The organism is Streptomyces sp. 2-1, from assembly GCF_048564895.1.
Taxonomy (GTDB): domain Bacteria; phylum Actinomycetota; class Actinomycetes; order Streptomycetales; family Streptomycetaceae; genus Streptomyces; species Streptomyces phaeochromogenes.
On record NZ_CP183383.1, the window covers coordinates 9,532,088 to 9,549,735 of the forward strand.

The following is a 17,648-nucleotide window of genomic DNA, read 5'->3' on the forward strand; positions in this document are numbered from 1 at the left end:
GACCTGTTCGCATGTGGTCGGCCCTGTTCGTATGTGCGGCCCCCGTGCGCTCTCCCGGAACGCGGCGCCCGATGGGAAGTTGACTCCGGCGCAGGTGGGCTCGGCTTCCTCGGAGGAACGCGGCCGGACTCCCTGCCGCCGGACACGACTCCTCGTCACCGAACGGGAAGGCATCCCATGACCGACCTGCGTCTCGGCGCCCTCGGCTTCGGCCTGCGCGGTTCACTCGCGCGCATCGCCCACCGGCCCGGCCGGGGCTCGCGCGTGACCGTCGTCGCCGAACACGATCCGGCACTGCGGGACCGCGCCGCCGACCGCATCCCCGGCGTCAGGACCGTCGAGGACCACCGCAAGGTCATCGACGACCCCGACGTCGACGCCGTGCTCGTCCTCACCCCGGACCACACACATGCCGACATCGCCTGCACGGCACTGCGCGCGGGCAAGCCCGTCCTCGTCGAGAAGCCCCTGGACATCACCATCGAGCGCTGCGACCTCATCCTCCGCACGGCCTTCGAGACCGGCACCCGGCTGTACGTGGGCCACAACATGCGCCACATGCCGGTGATCCGGCAAATGCGCGACCTCGTCCTGCGCGGCGACATCGGCACGGTCAGAACGGTGTGGGTACGCCACTTCGTCGGCTACGGAGGCGACTGGTACTTCAAGGACTGGCACGCCGAACGCCGGTGCACCACCGGCCTGTTGCTCCAGAAGGGCGCCCACGACCTCGACGTACTGCACTGGCTCGCGGGCGGATACACCCGGCAGGTACAGGCGTTGGGCGACCTGATGGTGTACGGCGGCAATCCGCACCGCCGTTCGCCGGGCGAGCCGAAAGCAGACGACTGGTACACGGAGGACGGCCACTGGCCCCCGCACACCCAGCGGGCCCTCAACCCCGTCATCGACGTCGAGGACGTGTCGATCGTCAACATGCGCCTGGACAACGGGGTGTTGGCCGCCTACCAGCAGTGCCACTTCACCCCCGACTACTGGCGCAACTACACGGTCATCGGCGACGCGGGCCGCCTGGAGAACTTCGGGGACGGGCCCGGGGGAGTGGTGAAGGTGTGGAACTCCCGCCGCTCCGGATACCGGGCCGAGGCGGACGCCGAGTACCCGATACCCGACGTGGAGCAGGACGCCGAGCACGGGGGCGCGGACCCGCTGCTGATCGACGAGTTCCTGCGGTTCGTACGCGAGGGAGGGCGCACCGACACGTCCCCGGTGGCCGCGCGGATGGCGGTGGCGGCGGGATACCGGGCCACCGAGTCGCTGCGCGGGGGCGGCGTTCCGTACGAGGTGCCGCCGCTGGACGCGGAACTGGTCGCGTACTTCGAGAGGGGACAGACACGCTGACGGACCCGAGGGAGGCGTGAGAAGGGAGCAGATCTGCGGGAGGGGAGCGAGGCGTGAAGGAAAGCTGCGGCGGAGCTTAAGAAAACCTCGATGGACCGCAGCGCCCGCGTACGGCAGATTTCTCCACGTCGGCAGTGGAGCGCCGCAGCCGCTGAGAGGCGCTCCCGCATGGCCCACCCGCCATGCCCGCTGCCGTGACGCCACCCCTCACTCCGGGCCCAAGCCTGCCTCGGCATGCCCAGGCCCGGAACCCTCGTACACGGGAGCCGTGTTGAAGGCGCTGGTCAAGGAGAAGGCTGAGCCGGGACTCCGGCTCATGGACGTACCGGAGCCGGTCGTCGGACCCGGTGACGTGCTGATCAAGGTCCTCAGGACCGGGATCTGCGGCACCGACCTGCACATCCGCAGCTGGGACGGCTGGGCACAGCAGTCGATCAGGACCCCGCTCGTGATCGGCCACGAGTTCGTGGGCGAGGTCGTCGAGACTGGCCGCGACGTCGGCGACATCACCGTGGGCGACCGGGTCAGCGGCGAGGGCCACCTCGTCTGCGGCAAGTGCCGCAACTGCCAGGCCGGGCGGCGCCATCTGTGCCGCGCCACGGTGGGGCTCGGCGTCGGCCGCGACGGCGCGTTCGCCGAGTACGTCGCGCTGCCCGCGTCCAACGTGTGGGTGCACCGCGTCCCCGTCGACCTCGACGTCGCCGCGATCTTCGACCCGTTCGGCAACGCCGTGCACACCGCGCTGTCGTTCCCGCTGGTCGGAGAGGACGTACTGATCACCGGCGCGGGCCCCATCGGCCTGATGGCCGCCGCCGTCGCCAAGCACGCCGGCGCCCGGCACGTCGTGGTCACCGACGTCAGCGAGGAGCGTCTGGAGCTCGCCCGCAAGATCGGCGTCAGCCTCGCCCTGAACGTCGCCGAGTCGACCATCGCCGACGGGCAGCGCACGCTCGGCCTGCGCGAGGGCTTCGACGTCGGCCTCGAGATGTCCGGCAACCCCGTCGCGATGCGCGACATGCTCGCCAACATGACGCACGGCGGAAAGATCGCCATGCTCGGACTGCCGTCCGAGGAGTTCGCCGTCGACTGGTCCCGCATCGTCACCTCCATGATCACGATCAAGGGCATCTACGGCCGCGAGATGTTCGAGACCTGGTACGCGATGTCGGTCCTCCTCGAAGGCGGCCTCGACCTCGCCCCCGTGATCACCGGCCGCTACGGCTACCGCGACCACGAGGCGGCGTTCGCCGACGCGGCGAGCGGCCGTGGCGGCAAGGTCATCCTCGACTGGACCCACTAAGGACTGATGATGTTCGACTCCGTACGCGACGACCTCCGGACCACCCTCGACGAGATCCGCGCCGCCGGACTGCACAAGCCCGAGCGCGTCATCGGCAGCCCGCAGTCCGCGACCGTGAACGTCACCTCGGGCGGTCGCCCCGGTGAGGTCCTCAACTTCTGCGCGAACAACTACCTCGGCCTCGCCGACCACCCCGAGGTGATCGCCGCCGCCCACGAGGCCCTCGACCGCTGGGGCTACGGCATGGCGTCCGTGCGCTTCATCTGCGGTACGCAGGAGGTGCACAAGGAACTCGAACAGCGCCTCTCGACCTTCCTCGGCCAGGAGGACACGATCCTCTACTCCTCCTGCTTCGACGCCAACGGAGGAGTCTTCGAAACCCTCCTCGGCGAGGAGGACGCGGTGATCTCCGACGCCCTCAACCACGCGTCGATCATCGACGGCATCCGCCTCTCCAAGGCTCGCCGCCTCCGCTACGCCAACCGTGATCTCGCGGACCTGGAACAGCAGTTGAAGGAGGCAGCGGGTGCCCGCCGCAGGCTGATCGTCACCGACGGCGTCTTCTCCATGGACGGGTACGTGGCCCCGCTGCGCGAGATCTGCGACCTCGCCGACCGCTACGACGCCATGGTCATGGTCGACGACTCGCACGCCGTCGGCTTCGTCGGCCCCGGCGGCCGCGGCACCCCCGAGCTGCACGGCGTCATGGACCGCGTCGACATCATCACCGGCACCCTCGGCAAGGCACTCGGCGGTGCGTCCGGCGGTTACGTCGCCGCCCGCGCCGAGATCGTCGCCCTGCTGCGCCAGCGCTCGCGCCCGTACCTCTTCTCGAACACCCTGGCCCCGGTGATCGCCGCCGCCTCGCTCAAGGTCCTCGACCTGCTGGAGTCGGCGGGCGACCTGCGCGAGCACCTCGCCGCGAACACCGCGCTGTTCCGCTCCCGGATGACCGAGGAGGGCTTCGACATCCTCCCCGGCGACCACGCCATCGCCCCGGTCATGATCGGCGACGCGGCCGTCGCCGGACGCATGGCGGAGCTGCTCCTGGACCGCGGGGTGTACGTGATCGGCTTCTCGTACCCGGTGGTCCCGCAGGGCCGCGCCCGGATCCGCGTACAGCTGTCCGCCGCGCACTCGACGGAGGACGTGAACCGGGCCGTGGACGCCTTCGTGGCGGCGCGCGCGGAGCTGGAGGCGGAGACGAAGGCATGAGCGCGGAAGCCTGGGCGCGGGGGAACGGGGTCGGGTGCCCGGCGCCGCGGACGGGCTGAGGGCCGGAGCAGCAGGGTGAGCGCGAACCTCTGAGAGAATCGGTCACATGATCGAAGCGCGGCGGCTCCACATCCTCCGTGCGGTGGCGGACCATCGCACGGTGACGGCCGCTGCCGCCGCGCTCTACCTCACACCCTCCGCCGTCTCGCAACAGCTGACGGCCCTTGAGCAGGAGACGGGCCACCGCCTGGTGGAGCGCAACGCCAGGGGCGTACGCCTGACTCCGGCCGGCGAGATCCTGCTCAGCCACACCAACGCGGTCCTCGCCCAGCTGGAGAAGGCCGAGGCCGAGCTCGCCGCGTACGGCTCGGGTTCGGCGGGCACCGTCACGGTCGCCTCCTTCGCGACCGGTATCGGCCTGGTCGTCGCGCCCGCCGTGGCCCGGCTCGCGCGGACCGCGCCCGGCATCCGCATCCGCGTCCAGGACGCCGAGGGGGACGCCAGCCTGCCGATGGTGCTCGACCGGCAGGTCGACGTGGCGGTCGCCGTCGAGTACCGGGGCGCCCCGGACGCCGACGACCCCCGCCTCGCCCACATCTCGTTGTACGCCGAGCCGTTCGACGCGGTCGTCCCGGTGACCCACCGCCTCGCCGACCGTACGGAGGTCCCGCTCGCCGAGTTGGCGAAGGACCCGTGGATCGGCCCGTACCCCGGAAACCCCTGCCACGACGTGGTGGTCCTGGCCTGTGAGCACGCGGGATTCCAGCCCCGTCTGGAGCACTCCTCGGACGACTTCCGGGCGGTCGTCGCGCTCGCGTCGGCGGACGCGGGGGTCGCCCTGGTGCCGCGCTCGGCCCTGAGCGGCATGGATCTCTCGGGTGTGGTCGTACGCCCCGTCGACGGGGTCGCACCCACGCGCCGGGTCTTCGCCGCCGTGCGCCGGGGAGCCGAGGAGCATCCACTGATCCGGCCGGTGCTGGAGGCGTTGGGCGAGGCCGCACCGGTGGGATGAGTACCGCGTCGCCGTAGCGTTTCACATGTGGGATAGCATCCCGAATATGAGACGTGATGGTGATGGCGGCGCGGAGGGCGGCGGCCCGGACCCCGTCGACTCCCGACTCGGCGTGCGGCTGGCCGAGCTGCGGGCCGAACGAGGCTGGTCCCTGGGCGAGTTGGCGGAGCGCAGCGGGGTGAGCCGGTCGACCCTCTCCCGGGCCGAGCGAGCGGAGATCAGCCCCACGGCCTCACTCCTGAACCGACTGTGCGGGGTCTACGGCCGCACCATGTCGCAGCTGCTCAGCGAGGTCGAGGAGGAGCCCGCCCTGCTGGTACGGGCCGCCGACCAGGCCGTATGGGAGGACAAGGCGTCCGGATTCGTACGCCGCTCCGTGTCCCCGCCGCATGCCGGGCTGCGCGGCGAACTCGTCGAGGGCCGGCTCGCGGCCGGCGCGGACATCGCGTATGACCGGCCGCCCGTACCCGGCCTCGAACAGCACATCTGGGTGCTCGACGGGCGGCTCGAGGTCACGGCCCAGGACACCGGACACCGGCTCGACGCGGGCGACTGCCTGCGGTTGCGGGTGTGGGGGCCGACGCGGTTCCGGTCCACCGGCCCCGGGGACGCGCGCTATGTGCTGGCGGTGGTGCTGCCGTGACTGCCACCACCACCGTCGTCCGGCTCACCGCCGACCAACTCCTGCGGTCGGTTGATGAGTTGGCCGATCTGTTGACCCACACCGTCAATGAGGGAGCGTCGGTCGGCTTCCTCGCCCCGCTCGACCGCGCCGCCGCCGTCGACTGGTGGCGGGGGCGGGCGGACGTGCTCGTGGAGGGCGGTCTCGCCGTGTGGGCCGCGTACGCGCGGGACCGGATCGTCGGCACTGTCAGCCTGGCCTTTCCGGACAAGCCCAACAGCAGCCACCGCGCCGAGGTGGTGAAGCTGATGGTGCACCGGGAGGGGCGGGGGAAGGGGCTCGGCCGTTCGCTGCTCGCGACGGCCGAACGCGCCGCCGCCGAGGCGGGCGTGACCCTGCTCAACCTCGACACCGAGACGGACAGCCCGGCCGAGTCCCTTTACCGGTCCGCGGGTTGGATCCGGGCGGGCGTCATACCCGACTACGCGCGGACGCCCGCGGGGGTGCTTCGTCCGACGACGATCTTCTACAAGTATGTGACGGCGGCCGAGGGTTCGGAGCCTGTTCCGAGTCGTTGACCGCGCTCTTCGCGGCGGGTGGCCGAACCGGCTGTCAGTGGTGCCTGTACCTGCTCTCAGCAGGTGATTGTCAGTGGTATTGGCTACGGTGCTTTCCATGCAGGATGCCGAAGACGTACGCCGAATCTGCCTCTCTCTGCCGGACACGACGGAGAAGATCGCCTGGAACATGCCCACCTTCCGGGTCGCGGGGAAGATGTTCGCCACGCTGCCCGAGGAGGAGACCTCCATCGCCGTGCGCTGCCCCAAGGAGGAGCGCGACGAGTTGGTGCTCGCCGAGCCCGGGAAGTTCTGGATCGCCGACCACGAGGCGGGCTTCGCCTGGGTGCGCGTGCGGCTCGCGTCCCTTGAGGACTCGGACGAGTTGCGTGACATCCTCGCGGACTCCTGGCGGCAGGCGGCTCCGACCCGACTGCTGGAGTCCTACCCGGAATTGGGCCTTCCGGCCGACGGTTGATGGCTGATGGCAGACGCATGAGATCTGACGCGTATGAGGTCTGACGGATGAGGCCTGGCGGCTGAGGGGCGTTGTCAGTGCCGCGTGGCATGATCCGAAGGCGGGTGGGGAGCTCGGCGCGGAGGGGCGCGGGGGTCCCGTCGAGGGGTCGGTCGGTGGGGGAGGCGTGTGAGGGGGATGGCTGGGGGCGGGTTGTCCTCGGGCGGGGTGCCGTCGTCGGGGAAGGACGTGGGCGGCGGTCACCGTGGCGTGGGCGGTGAGCCCGGGCGTCGTGACGTGACTGACGGCACCGGGCCCCGGAAGGTCTGGTCGCGGGATTTCGGACTGTTCTTCACCGCTCGGGCCGTCGCCAAGCTGGGCGACACGATGTTGCCGGTGGCGCTGGCGGCAGGCCTGCTGCAGCACGGCTACGGGGTGGGGGCCGTCGGCCTGGCCATGGCCGCTTCGGCCGCCTGCTTCGCGGGGCTGGTGATCTTCGGCGGGGTCTTCGCGGACCGGTTCAGCACCCGTCTGCTGATGATCGGCGCCGATGTGGTGCGGCTGGGCAGCCAGTCGGTCGCCGCCACCTTGTTCTTCACCGGCCACGTGGTGCTCTGGCAGATCTGCGTGATCGGCGCGGTCAACGGCGCGGCGGCGGCGATCTTCGAGCCGGGTGTCGCGAGCACGGTGCCTCGGCTCGCCACCGACGTCCAGGCGGCCAACGGCGCCATACGGGTCGCGGAGTCCACAGCCCAGCTGGCGGGCCCCGCGCTCGCCGGCCTGCTGGTGGCCTTCGCCTCACCCGGCGGAGTCTTCGCGGCCCACGCCACGACGTACGCCCTCAGCGCCCTGTGTCTCCTGCTGCTCCGGCTGCCGCCGGCCGACCCCGACCACAGGGCCCGTACCAACGGCTTCGGGGCCGATCTCGTCCAGGGCTGGCGGGAGTTCAGATCACGTACGTGGCTGTGGTCCGTGATCGTCATCTGGTGCGTCCTGATGATCTCCGTCTGGGGTCCGACGGTTCCGCTGGTCGCGACGGAGGTCGTCCAGGAGCACGGGCCGCGTGCCTACGGCCTGGTCAACTCCGCCCTCGGCGCGGGCACGGTCATAGGCGGCCTGATCGCACTGCGCCTGCGCCCTCGGCACATGCTGCGCGCGGGTTCGCTCGCCCTCTTCTCCTTCGCCTGCTTCCCGGCCGCCGTCGGAGCGGGCTTCGGAGTGGCGACGATGGCGGCCGGTGCGGCGATAGCGGGCGCGGGCCTGTCGTTCTGGGGCGTCATGTGGGCGACCAGCGTGCAGACCCAGGTCCCGCCCGATGCCCTGAACCGCATCCACGCGTACGACATAGCCGGCTCCCTGGCCATGATGCCGGTCGGCCAGGCCCTCGCGGGCCCGGCCGCGGCGGCCCTGGGCGCGGACAACGTCCTCCTCGTGGCCGGCGCCATGACCCTCGTCGTGGCGACGGCGCTGCTCTCGGTGCCCGCGATACGAGGGCTGGTGCGGGCCGAGGCGCCGACGCCGCGGTCGCTGCCGCACGGGCCCACCGGGACAGCCCGCCCCGCCCATACCGGCGGCGGAGGAAACAGCCAAGGGGACAGGCCTACGCGCTGACCCGCGTCGCCCCCAGGAACCCACCGATCCGCTCCCGCAACGACCCGGCGTCCAGCCCGTGCGCGGCCACGTGTTCCTCGATCTGCCCGTAGCGGCGCAGCTCGCGGCGGCCGACGCCGAGGCCGAGAACGCGGTGCGGCAGATCCGCGAGGGCGTCGTTCGCGACGGCCGTCGACGTGCCGGCCAGGTACGGCTCGACGAGGACGACGTCGGTCCCGGCGGCCTCCGTGGCCCGGCGCAGCGCGGCCGAGTCGAAGGGGCGCACGGTCGTGCCGTACAGCACGGTGACGTCGAGGCCCTCGGTGGCGGCGAGGACCGGGTCGAGCATCGGCCCGACCGCGACGACCACACCGGCCCGACCCTCGCGGACGGTGCGGAAGCGGGCTCCGTCGACGGCGAGGGCCTCGGTGTTCGACTGCACGGACAGCCGTACGTACACCTTGTCGTCGCCCGCCGCGACGGCGTGCCGCAGTAGGGTCTCGGCCTCGTCCGGGTGGCCCGGGACGTGCACCGTCCAGCCGTCGAGCGTGTCCAGCAGGGCGATGTCGCCGGGTGCCATGTGGGTGTAGCCGCCCGAGGGCCAGTCGAAGGACGCGGAGGCGCTGACCAGCACCGCGCCCACGTCCTGGTGCCCGAGGTCCAGCTTGACCTGCTCGAAGGGCCGCTCGACGAGGAAGCTGGCGAAGGTGTGCACCACGGGCCGCAGCCCGGTCAGCGCCAGGCCCGCGCCCGCCCCGACCAGCAGCTGCTCCCGGATGCCGACGTTGATCACGCGGTCCGGATGCCGGTGCCGCGCCTCCTCGAACCCGGCCAGACCGATCTCGGCGAGAACGACCGCGACGCGCGGATCCTCGTCGAGCAGCCGTGAGACGACCGGGGCGAAGCGGTCACGCATGGTGTCCATGGGGAAAGTCCTCCGTTGCGGGTGTGCGGGTGTGCGGGTGTGCGGGTGTGCTGAAGAGTTGATGTGCGGGCGGGGGCGACCGGCTCAGGCGGTCTTCGGTTCCACTCGGGCGACGACCACGCGCGGCTGTCCCGGGTGAGGGGCGGTGAAGGCGGCGTACAGGGCGTCGTGGTCCCGTCCGTCGACGGTCTCGGCGGACCAGCCCGCGGCCTCGAAGCGCGCGGCGATCCCGCCGGGGAGCGCGTAACTGGCGGAGGAGTTGTCGATCACGACGGTGTGCAGCTGGTCGAGTCCGGCCGGACCGGCGTACGCGATGGCCTCGTGGTTGCTGCCCTCGTCCAGTTCGGCGTCCCCGACCAGCACCCACACGCGGGGGTCGCCCAGTCCTTGGGCGCGCAGACCCAGCGCCGTACCGACCGCGATCGGCAGCCCGTGCCCGAGCGAACCGCTGCCGATCTCGGCACCCGGGACGAGCACGCGGTCCGGATGGTGGCCGAGCGGCGAGTCGTACGAGCCGAAGCCCGGCAGCCAGTCGACCGGCACGAAGCCCTTGGCGGCGAGCACCGCGTAGTAGGCCATCGGCCCGTGCCCCTTCGACAGCAGGAACCGGTCCCGTTCCGGAGCGTCGGCCCGCTCCGGCGTCACCCGCAGTACCCGGTCGTAGAGCACCCACAGCGCGTCGAGCGTGGACGTCGCCGCCGGTCCGTGCTTCTCGTCCCCGCTCATGAGCCCCATCAGGCCCGGCAGGTCCGCATACCCGTAGTCGCGCTTCAGCGTTGTCGTCGTCATACGGACGATCGTGCAACCTCAAGCGAGGTTGAGGTCAAGCGGTGACCGCCGGGTCAAGGTGATCACCGGGACAAAAGGAGTGCGCGACCACCGACCCGAGTGCGGTATTGTTTCCGTGCGCGTTCAACCAGGGGAAACCCCAGGTCACAACGGGCAACGGGACGTGGCGCAGCTTGGTAGCGCACTTGACTGGGGGTCAAGGGGTCGCAGGTTCAAATCCTGTCGTCCCGACAGAGCGAAGGGTCTTCGCAGGCGAGAGCCTGCGAAGACCCTTTTCGTATGCATAAGGGTCAAGCCCTCTTTCCGAAGACAAGCACCTCGGTGGAGGCGACGCCCATGGGTGCCAGGAAGCCGGCCTCCAGGCTGCAGCCGAGGGTCGCGAAGAGGTCCACGCACGTCTGGCGAGGCATGGCGGCCGGGTAGGAGCCGTGCCCGGCGCCGCCCTTCGTCGCCCAGGCGCGCACCGTGGCCGGGTCCAGGCAGGTCTCCGTCATCACGTCGAAGACGATCCGACCACCGGGTCGCGTGACCCGTGCCATCTCGAAGAAGTAGCGGGAGGCGTAGAGGAAGGTCACGGTGTTGAAGACCTTGTGGGCCTGAACGAGGTCGACGCTGTCGTCGGGTGTCGAAGCGAGACTGCATCCCGCGGTCGGCTGGGCGACCACGCCGAATGTGTCCACCAGGTGGTCGGACCAGGGCGCTGCCGTCTCGTAGATCTCGTAGCGGCCTGGTGAACACTCCTTCAGCGTCTTCTCCAGGTACCGTCCGGACCCGGGGCCTATCTCCAGCACCGTGTCCGGGTTGGCGGTGAAGACGCCGAGAGTGCGTAGTTCGTCGATGGTGAACTGGGTGGCGCCAGGCGTCCCGTTCATGACCTCGTCTATGTAGTCACCGACCGACAGGCCGGCCGCCCGTGCGGCCCGCATCGTTGCCTCGAAGGGGATGAAGTCGTCCACTCCACCCCGGTTGTTGTTGGTGCGCACGATGTCGAATCCCGTACGTCCCAAGAGCCGCTTGACCCCCGACTTCAATGCTGACGTTCCCCGCACTGCTGGGCTCACCAGGCATCCCCCCTCTTTCCGCCTTAGGTGCCCAAAGCATAGGATCTCGGACGCGGACGCGCAGTGGGACGGCGAACTTCGCATCTCGGCCTCCTCGCGCAGTCGCGCGACTTCCCCGGAGCCCCTCTTCTTCCGCGGTTAGGGTGGCAAGCGGAGAAATGGGGGACTGTGGGCGGGGAGTTGGCGTCAGCGGAAGCGGAAGAACACGTCGACCGGCGTCAGTGGCGTTGGATCGCCAAGTCGGAGCGGGCCCGGAAGTCGGCCCGGCCCAGTTCGGGGCGTAGCGCGGTCGAGTTCGGTGATGAAGTGCGGCCATCCGCGGGGGTTGCAGAGGCCGTCGGCGAGCAGTGCCCGAAACGCGACGCAAGCGGCGCGCGCCCGGACCACCAGGTGGGCGGCCGCTGGGCCCCTGGTGGCCGCGACGATGCCGTTTCCGACCTGTGCCCTTCCGACCTGTCCGCGGGAGCCGAGGTACTGACGGGACATGAACCACTCCTGTGCATGGCGGACAAGCAGGTCGCCGAAAGCAGGCCCGGCAGTCTTCAAGAGGGCTTGGAGCAGGGGAGACAGGAAGCCGCTGATTCATGGCCGGCCACGGGGCGGACGACGAGCCGCATCCTCGCCCCGCCCCAAGAAGTCAGGGTCCGGAGCACCATCTGCCGATCACGGCAAAGCACCGCAGGCCGACCGGACGCGGTGGACGCGTGACCGGCCGGTCGGAGACCGCCGTGCTGCCCCCTTTGCTGCGCATGTGGCTCGGGCTGACCGCGATCCTCTCCGCGCTGGTGGTCGTCGTGCTCGGGGTCCTGTATGCCGGCCACAGTGAACCCGGCACAGTGGACAGATGGGTCATCCAGCCGACGGCGGACAGCGTGCGGCCGCCGTGGCGGAACGTCGCTCTGGCCACGGACTTCCTGGGGGAGCCCGCCGGAGCGGCGGTGCTGGTCGTGGCCGCCGTGACGGGCTGCCTGCTGCAGCGGCGTCCTCGCGCGGCGGTGCTCGTCGTTGCCGGTGCCGGCACGACCGTGGCGACGACGACATTGCTCAAGTCCCTGGTGGGCCGCACCATCCACGGCGACGACAACCTGTCCTATCCGAGCGGGCACACCGCCTTCCTCACCGCGCTCGCCCTCGTGGTGGCGCTGCTCGCGACCGGTCGGCTGGGCCTCGGCAGGAGGGCCGGCGCGTTGCTCGTACTCGCAGCGGCGCTGGTCGCCGGCGCCGCCATGGGCTGGGCGCAGGTCGCCCTGGGCGCGCACTACCCGACCGATGTCCTCGGCGGCTGGTGCACCGCGCTGGCAGTGACACCGGCGACCGCGTGGCTGGTCGACCGGACAGCCGACCGGACAGCCGACCGGGTGGCCGACGCCGGTCGGCGGGACCGCCGCTGACGTCACGTCACGTCACGTCACGTCATGTCCCGGCCGTCACGCCAAGCGGCGGAACACGGGCTTCACCGGTCGTCCGGCCAGCCAGGGGGTGGGGTCAGCGGCGTCCAGTGCCTTCCGGTACACCGCGCATGCCTGGGCCACCACGTCGACGGTGTGATCGATGTCGACGTCGCCGAGCGCGCTGCTCACCACGAACGACGGGGCCAGTACGCCGCCCGCGAGGAGCCGGCGCAGGAACAGGGTGCGGTACTGCTGCGACGGCTGCCGGTTCTCGTCGAGGGTGGCGAAGACCAGGTTGCTGGCCCGGCCCCGGACGACGACGTGGTCGCCGACGCCCATGCTGTCCGCCGCGTCGCGGACACCGGCGGCCAGCCGCTCGCCGAGGGTGTGCAGCCGCGCGGTGATGCCCTCCTCGACGTAGGTGGTCTGCACGGCCATCGCGGCGGCGAGCGAGTGCGTCTCCGCACCGTGCGTGGTGGACAGCAGGAACACCCGTTCGCCGGAGTGGCGCAGTCCGCCCAGCTCCATCAGATCGCGGCGCCCGGCCAGTGCGGAGACGGCGAACCCGTTGCCCAGCGCCTTTCCGAAAGTGGAGAGGTCGGGGACGACGCCGTACAGGCCCTGGGCGCCCGCCTCGGACCAGCGGAGGCCGGTGATCATCTCGTCGAAGATCAGTACACAGCCGTGCCGGTCGGCCAGCTCGCGCAGGCCGGCCAGGTATCCGGGCGGCGGCTCGGTGTGGGTAGCGGGTTCGAGGATCAGGCAGGCGACCTCGTCCCGGTACCGGGTGAGCAGCTCCTCCGTGGCGGCCAGGTCCCCGTAGGGGAATGCCACGGTCAGCTCGTTGGTCGCCGCCGGAATGCCGGCGGACATCGGCGTGGTGCCGATGAACCAGTCGTCGGTGGAGAAGAACGGATGGTCGGCGCAGAGGGCCACCCGCGGGCGCCCGGTGGCGGCGCGGGCGAGGCGCACCGCGGCGGTGGTGGCGTCGGAGCCGTTCTTCGCGAACTTCACCATCTCGGCGGTCGGCACGGTGGCCAGGAAGCGTTCCGCCGCCTCGACCTCCACGATGGACGGCCGGACGAAGTTGCTGCCGCGGTCGAGTTCCCGTCGCACCGCCTCGGTCACGCGTGGGTGGGCGTGGCCGAGGCTGACCGAGCGCAGGCCGGAGCCGTACTCGATGTAGCGGTTGCCGTCGACGTCCCACACATGGGCACCGCGGCCGTGGCTGATGACCGGGGCCAGGCCCTCGGGGTACTGGTCGTCGCCCTTGGCGTAGGTGTGCGCGCCGCCGGGGATCAGGGCGTGCAGCCGCTCGTTCGCCGCCCGCGATCGGGGAAGGCCGAACTCTTCGGTGTCCACGGTGACTTCAGCTCTCTCTCTGCTTCAGGACCTCGGCGAGGCTCGGCGCCTCCCGGTCCCGCTGGGACATCGAGGCGGGTGGGAGCGGCCAGGGGACGGCGAGCTCCGGGTCGTCGAAGGCGATCGTCACGTCCTCGGCCGGATCGTGCGGGCGGTCGATCCGGTACGAGGTGTCGGCGGTCCCGGTCAGGGCCTGGAATCCGTGGGCGCAGCCCGCCGGTATGTAGAGCGTCGCCTGCGTCTCGCCGGACAGCTCGAAGGTCGCCACGTTGCGGTACGTCGGTGAGTCCGTCCGCAGGTCGACGACGACGTCGAAGATCCGTCCGTACGAGCAGCGCACCAGCTTGGCCTCGCCCGCGCCGGAGCGCAGGTGCAGGCCGCGCAGCACGCCCCGGACCGAGCGGGACAGGCTGTCCTGGACGAAGGCGTCCGGGTCGAGGCCCACCGAGCGGACCACGTCGGCGTCGAAGGTGCGGCAGAAGAAGCCGCGCTCGTCGGAGTACGGCGTCGGCTCGAACAGGTACGCGCCGTCGATCGCCGGGACTTCGGTCGCCTTCATTTGGCCTCCCTCAAGGCGTGGGCGTGGTCGGCCGCCGGGAACAGGGCCGCGGTCAAGGCGGTGAACTGGTCCTCGAGTTGCCGGGCGGCGGTCAGGTTCCGCTCGGCGAGGGTCCGCCGCAGCTCCGCCGATCGTTTCTCCAACGCCCGGAACTGCTCCAGGAGTTGACCGGCGTCGACCTCGCGAGCCGGGTGGCAGTACGCGGCAAGGCCCATCCGGTCCATGAGGGCGTCGCTCTTCGCCGCATAGCTGAGTGCGAGCGTCGGCGTGCCGACCTTCAGCGCGCAGACCAGGTTGTGGTACCGGGTGGCCACCACGGTGTCGGCAGCCGCCGTCTCCTTCATCAGGTCGGCGAGCGAGGTCGCCTCGGCGGCGGTGACCAGCGGCGAGTCCACCGCGTCGAGGATCGCGGCGACCACCGGCCGGTCGCACTCGTCGCCGGTGAGCAGCCGGACCGGCCTGCCGTCCTCGACCAGCGCGCGGACGAAGCGAGTTGTCCCGTCGAGGTAGCGCCGGTGGATCTCCTCGGCCTGTGCGCGGTCGTCGTTGCCGCCGTGGAAGTCCATGACACCGACGCAGACCGGGCCCGGCGGCCCCGAGGGCGCGCTCGCCGGCGGCGTCGGCAGGGCGAAGGCGAGGTCCGGGTAGACCTTGTCACGTGCGGTGTCCACGCCCATCGCCCGCATCGCGTCGCGGGACAGGGCGTCCCGGTACGACCGGTAGCCGGCCAGCCGCGCCGACCAGCGCACCAGGGCCCGGGTCGGCCGGTTGCCGATCGCGGCGGCCCCGACGCCGACCAGCGCGACGCGGGTGCCGAACAGTCGGCCGCTCGCGCAGAGCAGGAACAACGAGTACGGGAAGCCCCACGGCCGCAGCGGCAGCGTGGCCTCCAGGACGCCCATGCCCGGCACGATCACCACGTCGTGCCGGCGCACCCAGGCAGCGGTACGGACGGCGTCGACGAGTTTGCCCAGGCCCTTGCCCGCGATCGCGCCCGCCCGCGACGCGGTCTGGTACTCCCCGCGGTACCAGTGCAGCCGCGTCGCGGGGATGCCGTACCGGGACGTGACGACCTCGGGTCCGCCGCACAACGCGTCCACGACCGCATCCGGGTGCTCGGCGCGGAGGTAGCCGAGCACGGCCTCCAGTGACCCGTCGTTGCCGAGATTGCCGGAGCCGAGCAGGCCGAACACCCCGACGCGCACCGGGGTTTGGTCCGCGGGTGTCATGCCTGCCGCCCCTCACGTCCGGCGACGAGGGCGTCGACCGAGACGGTGAGCCGGCCCGGGTCGACCGGGGTACGGTCCTCGACCCGCTCGCCGGCACCCGGCCGGACCCGGCTGGTCATCCATGCGGCCAGGTGGCGGTGGCACGCGCGCCGGTCGGCCGCGGACAGCGGCGCCCGCCGGATCGCCGAGACGAAGCCCCAGACGTACTCGGCGAGCAGCCGGGGCGTCGGGTGCAGCGCACCGGCCCGGCGCGGGTCCAGGTTGACGCACCGGGAGCGTTTGGAAGGGTTCGCCCGCTCGGCGCGGGTGGGGTGGTCGCGGCGGAAGTACAGCAGCTCCGGCACCTGGTGGAACGGCCCGTGCAGGGTGATCTCGGCGACGAACGTGCGATCCGCGTGGTGGTAGCTGTCGTGCGGCTTCACCCGGCGCAGCACGTCGGCCCGCATCACACCGTAGAAGTCGTCGCCACCGGGCTCGAACAGCAGACTGCGGAAGCGTTCCGGCGCGTGTGGCGAGTCGGTGGCCAGCCCGTACTCGTACGGGACCTTCACCTGGCCCTCGCCGTCGATGACCGCCTGGCCGGAGTGCGCAAGGACCACGTCCGGCCGCTCGTCCAGCGCCTCCACGCAGCGCCGCAGCAGGTCGCGGGCGTAGAGGTCGTCGTGCGAGGCCCACTTGAATAGTTCGCCGCGGCACTCCGTGAACACGTAGTTGTGGTTCGGTGCGGCGCCGATGTTCCGGGTCAGGCGGATGTACCGGATGCGCGAGTCCTTCGCGGCGTACCGGTCGCAGATGTCCCGGGTCCCGTCGGTCGAGGCGTTGTCGGAGATGACCAGCTCGAAGTCCTCGTAGGTCTGGCCGAGCAGGGCGTCGAGCGCCTCGGCCAGGTACTCCTCGCCGTTGTACACGGGCAGGCCGATGCTCAGCCTGGGTTGCGCGGTCATGGCGTCCTCACTTCGGGAATGGGGTTGTGGTGGCGCTCGCGCAGAGCGGACCGCAGCTGCAGCCACCACACGGCCGAGCTGATCGACGTCGCGGCGGCTACGCCCCAGGCCGAGCCGACCGTGCCGGCCACGGCCGCCCCGCCGAGCCCGCCGATGACGTAACAGGCGGAGGCGAACAGCTGGCTGCGCAGGCTGCGCCGGGCCGCGGCGAGTGCGCGCAGCCCGGCCGCCGCGCCGCTGCCGAGGCCGGCCCCCGCGACGCCGAGCGTCGCCGGGACGATGAGTTCGGAGGCAGAGCTCCAGACGCCACCGAGCACGAACTCGCCGATCCGGTCCGGCATCAGCAGCAGAGCCGCGCCCCAGAGCAGCGCGGCGACGGCCTGCCCGCCGCCAAGGTGGAGGCAGAATCTGTTCAGTTGATGCGGGGCCTGCCGCAGCACCCGTGCCGCCTCGGCGACGGTGACCAGCGACAGCCCCATCAGCAGGGCGAGGAACGGGCCCAGCAGGAGCTCGGCGCCCCGGACCGCGCCGACCGCGCCGACCCCGACGATGGCGCCGAGCCCGTACGCCCTCAGCTGGCTCGCGCCGCTGAGGCTGACGTTCTCGACCAGGTACCGGTAGCCGAGATCGCGCTGCTCGCGAAGCCACCCGCGCGCCCCGGTCGTCCGGGGGCGGATGCCCGACTGGAGGCAGCCGTACACCGCGGCCACCGTGGCGGACGCGCCCCAGGCGAGCACGAAAGCGGCCACGCTGCCCACGCGGGCCGCCACCACCATGGCCGGGACGAGCGCGACGCCCCACACGAGGTCGTTGGCGAACGCCTTCTGCCCGGCGCCGGCCGCGAAGAACGCGAACCGCCAGGCGTCCTGCAGCAACAGCGCAGGCAGCACGACGCCGAGGCAGACGAAGGCGGGCCCCACACGGCCGCCCAGGCCCAGCCCGACCAGCAGACACGCGGCGCCGAGGGCGGTACCGATGCCGAGGGCGGCACCCGACGACCGGGCCGCCGCCGAGCGCCAGGACGCGGTCGGTACGCCGCTGAAGCGCACCACGAGCGGGTCGGTGGCCAGGCCGCGGGAGACGTTGAGCACCACGCCGTAGGTCAGCCAGGCCAGGCTGAACACGCCGAACGCGGCCAGCCCCAGCGAGCGTGCCACGTAGAGCCCCACCGCGAAGTTGGTCATGCTGGAGGCCGCCTGGTCGGCCAGTCCCCAGGACAGCCGGCCGACGATGGCCCGCTTGGCGGTCCGCTTCCCTCCCTCGGTGGCCATCG

At 71.6% G+C, this 17,648-nt stretch carries 17 protein-coding genes and 1 tRNA gene; 10 read left to right on the forward strand and 8 right to left on the reverse strand.

Going from position 1 to position 17,648, the window contains the following annotated elements:
* The first annotated feature begins 177 nt into the window (after positions 1 to 177).
* From ACN20J_RS41785 to ACN20J_RS41820, 8 genes are all read left to right on the forward strand, one after another.
* A complete protein-coding gene (locus ACN20J_RS41785; RefSeq protein ID WP_419667982.1) occupies positions 178 to 1,362 on the forward strand; it encodes a Gfo/Idh/MocA family protein in 1,185 nt (394 codons plus the stop codon).
* A 271-nt stretch (positions 1,363 to 1,633) separates the two neighbouring features.
* Complete coding sequence (gene tdh, locus ACN20J_RS41790; protein ID WP_269652509.1) at positions 1,634 to 2,662, forward strand: L-threonine 3-dehydrogenase; 1,029 nt, start codon at positions 1,634 to 1,636, stop codon at positions 2,660 to 2,662.
* A 9-nt stretch (positions 2,663 to 2,671) separates the two neighbouring features.
* Positions 2,672 to 3,877, forward strand: coding sequence for a glycine C-acetyltransferase (locus ACN20J_RS41795; protein ID WP_419669049.1), 1,206 nt, complete (start codon positions 2,672 to 2,674; stop codon positions 3,875 to 3,877).
* Between the two features lie 106 nt (positions 3,878 to 3,983).
* Positions 3,984 to 4,889, forward strand: a complete 906-nt coding sequence (locus ACN20J_RS41800; protein ID WP_419667983.1) for a LysR family transcriptional regulator — start codon at positions 3,984 to 3,986, stop codon at positions 4,887 to 4,889.
* A gap of 46 nt (positions 4,890 to 4,935) precedes the next feature.
* On the forward strand, positions 4,936 to 5,532 hold the full coding sequence (locus ACN20J_RS41805; RefSeq protein WP_189839520.1) for a helix-turn-helix domain-containing protein: 597 nt from the start codon (positions 4,936 to 4,938) through the stop codon (positions 5,530 to 5,532).
* On the forward strand, positions 5,529 to 6,089 hold the full coding sequence (locus tag ACN20J_RS41810; protein ID WP_419667984.1) for an N-acetyltransferase family protein: 561 nt from the start codon (positions 5,529 to 5,531) through the stop codon (positions 6,087 to 6,089). Before ACN20J_RS41805 ends, ACN20J_RS41810 begins: the two co-directional genes overlap by 4 nt.
* A gap of 97 nt (positions 6,090 to 6,186) precedes the next feature.
* Positions 6,187 to 6,546 carry an MmcQ/YjbR family DNA-binding protein gene (locus ACN20J_RS41815; RefSeq protein WP_189839518.1) on the forward strand — a complete coding sequence of 120 codons (360 nt, stop codon included), beginning with the start codon at positions 6,187 to 6,189 and terminating at the stop codon, positions 6,544 to 6,546.
* Positions 6,547 to 6,822: 276 nt separating this feature from the next.
* Entirely contained in the window at positions 6,823 to 8,136 is a 1,314-nt protein-coding gene (locus tag ACN20J_RS41820; protein WP_419667985.1) for an MFS transporter, read from the forward strand.
* Here ACN20J_RS41820 and ACN20J_RS41825 read toward each other — a convergent pair.
* A complete protein-coding gene (locus ACN20J_RS41825; protein WP_419667986.1) occupies positions 8,126 to 9,040 on the reverse strand; it encodes a transketolase family protein in 915 nt (304 codons plus the stop codon). The genes ACN20J_RS41820 and ACN20J_RS41825 overlap by 11 nt on opposite strands.
* Positions 9,041 to 9,124: 84 nt before the next feature.
* Positions 9,125 to 9,829 carry a transketolase gene (locus ACN20J_RS41830; protein ID WP_419667987.1) on the reverse strand — a complete coding sequence of 235 codons (705 nt, stop codon included), beginning with the start codon at positions 9,827 to 9,829 and terminating at the stop codon, positions 9,125 to 9,127.
* A gap of 157 nt (positions 9,830 to 9,986) precedes the next feature.
* Here ACN20J_RS41830 and ACN20J_RS41835 point away from each other — a divergent pair.
* Positions 9,987 to 10,060: transfer RNA gene (locus ACN20J_RS41835), tRNA-Pro, on the forward strand.
* 59 nt (positions 10,061 to 10,119) lie between these two features.
* Here the strand turns inward: ACN20J_RS41835 and ACN20J_RS41840 are convergent.
* Complete coding sequence (locus ACN20J_RS41840) at positions 10,120 to 10,836, reverse strand: methyltransferase domain-containing protein (RefSeq protein ID WP_419667988.1); 717 nt, start codon at positions 10,834 to 10,836, stop codon at positions 10,120 to 10,122.
* A 758-nt stretch (positions 10,837 to 11,594) separates the two neighbouring features.
* On the opposite strand from ACN20J_RS41840, the gene ACN20J_RS41845 reads away from it, so the two are divergent.
* Positions 11,595 to 12,281 (forward strand): phosphatase PAP2 family protein, encoded by a 687-nt coding sequence (locus ACN20J_RS41845; protein WP_419667989.1) that lies wholly within the window; start codon positions 11,595 to 11,597, stop codon positions 12,279 to 12,281.
* 36 nt (positions 12,282 to 12,317) lie between these two features.
* Here the strand turns inward: ACN20J_RS41845 and ACN20J_RS41850 are convergent, their stop codons facing one another.
* Genes ACN20J_RS41850 through ACN20J_RS41870 form a run of 5 tightly spaced genes read right to left on the reverse strand, consistent with a single transcriptional unit; the run spans position 12,318 to position 17,646 of the window.
* On the reverse strand, positions 12,318 to 13,643 hold the full coding sequence (locus ACN20J_RS41850) for a glutamate-1-semialdehyde 2,1-aminomutase (RefSeq protein WP_419667990.1): 1,326 nt from the start codon (positions 13,641 to 13,643) through the stop codon (positions 12,318 to 12,320).
* 7 nt (positions 13,644 to 13,650) lie between these two features.
* Positions 13,651 to 14,202, reverse strand: coding sequence for a dTDP-4-dehydrorhamnose 3,5-epimerase (gene rfbC, locus ACN20J_RS41855; RefSeq protein ID WP_361891155.1), 552 nt, complete (start codon positions 14,200 to 14,202; stop codon positions 13,651 to 13,653).
* The gene (locus tag ACN20J_RS41860; protein ID WP_419667991.1) at positions 14,199 to 15,431 is read right to left on the reverse strand and encodes a polysaccharide pyruvyl transferase family protein; all 1,233 of its coding nucleotides are present in this window, start codon (positions 15,429 to 15,431) and stop codon (positions 14,199 to 14,201) included. The genes rfbC and ACN20J_RS41860 overlap by 4 nt, the downstream gene beginning before the upstream one ends.
* Positions 15,428 to 16,375 (reverse strand): glycosyltransferase family 2 protein, encoded by a 948-nt coding sequence (locus ACN20J_RS41865; protein ID WP_419667992.1) that lies wholly within the window; start codon positions 16,373 to 16,375, stop codon positions 15,428 to 15,430. Before ACN20J_RS41865 ends, ACN20J_RS41860 begins: the two co-directional genes overlap by 4 nt.
* Positions 16,372 to 17,646 carry a hypothetical protein gene (locus ACN20J_RS41870; RefSeq protein ID WP_419667993.1) on the reverse strand — a complete coding sequence of 425 codons (1,275 nt, stop codon included), beginning with the start codon at positions 17,644 to 17,646 and terminating at the stop codon, positions 16,372 to 16,374. The genes ACN20J_RS41865 and ACN20J_RS41870 overlap by 4 nt, the downstream gene beginning before the upstream one ends.
* Positions 17,647 to 17,648: the final 2 nt, after the last annotated feature.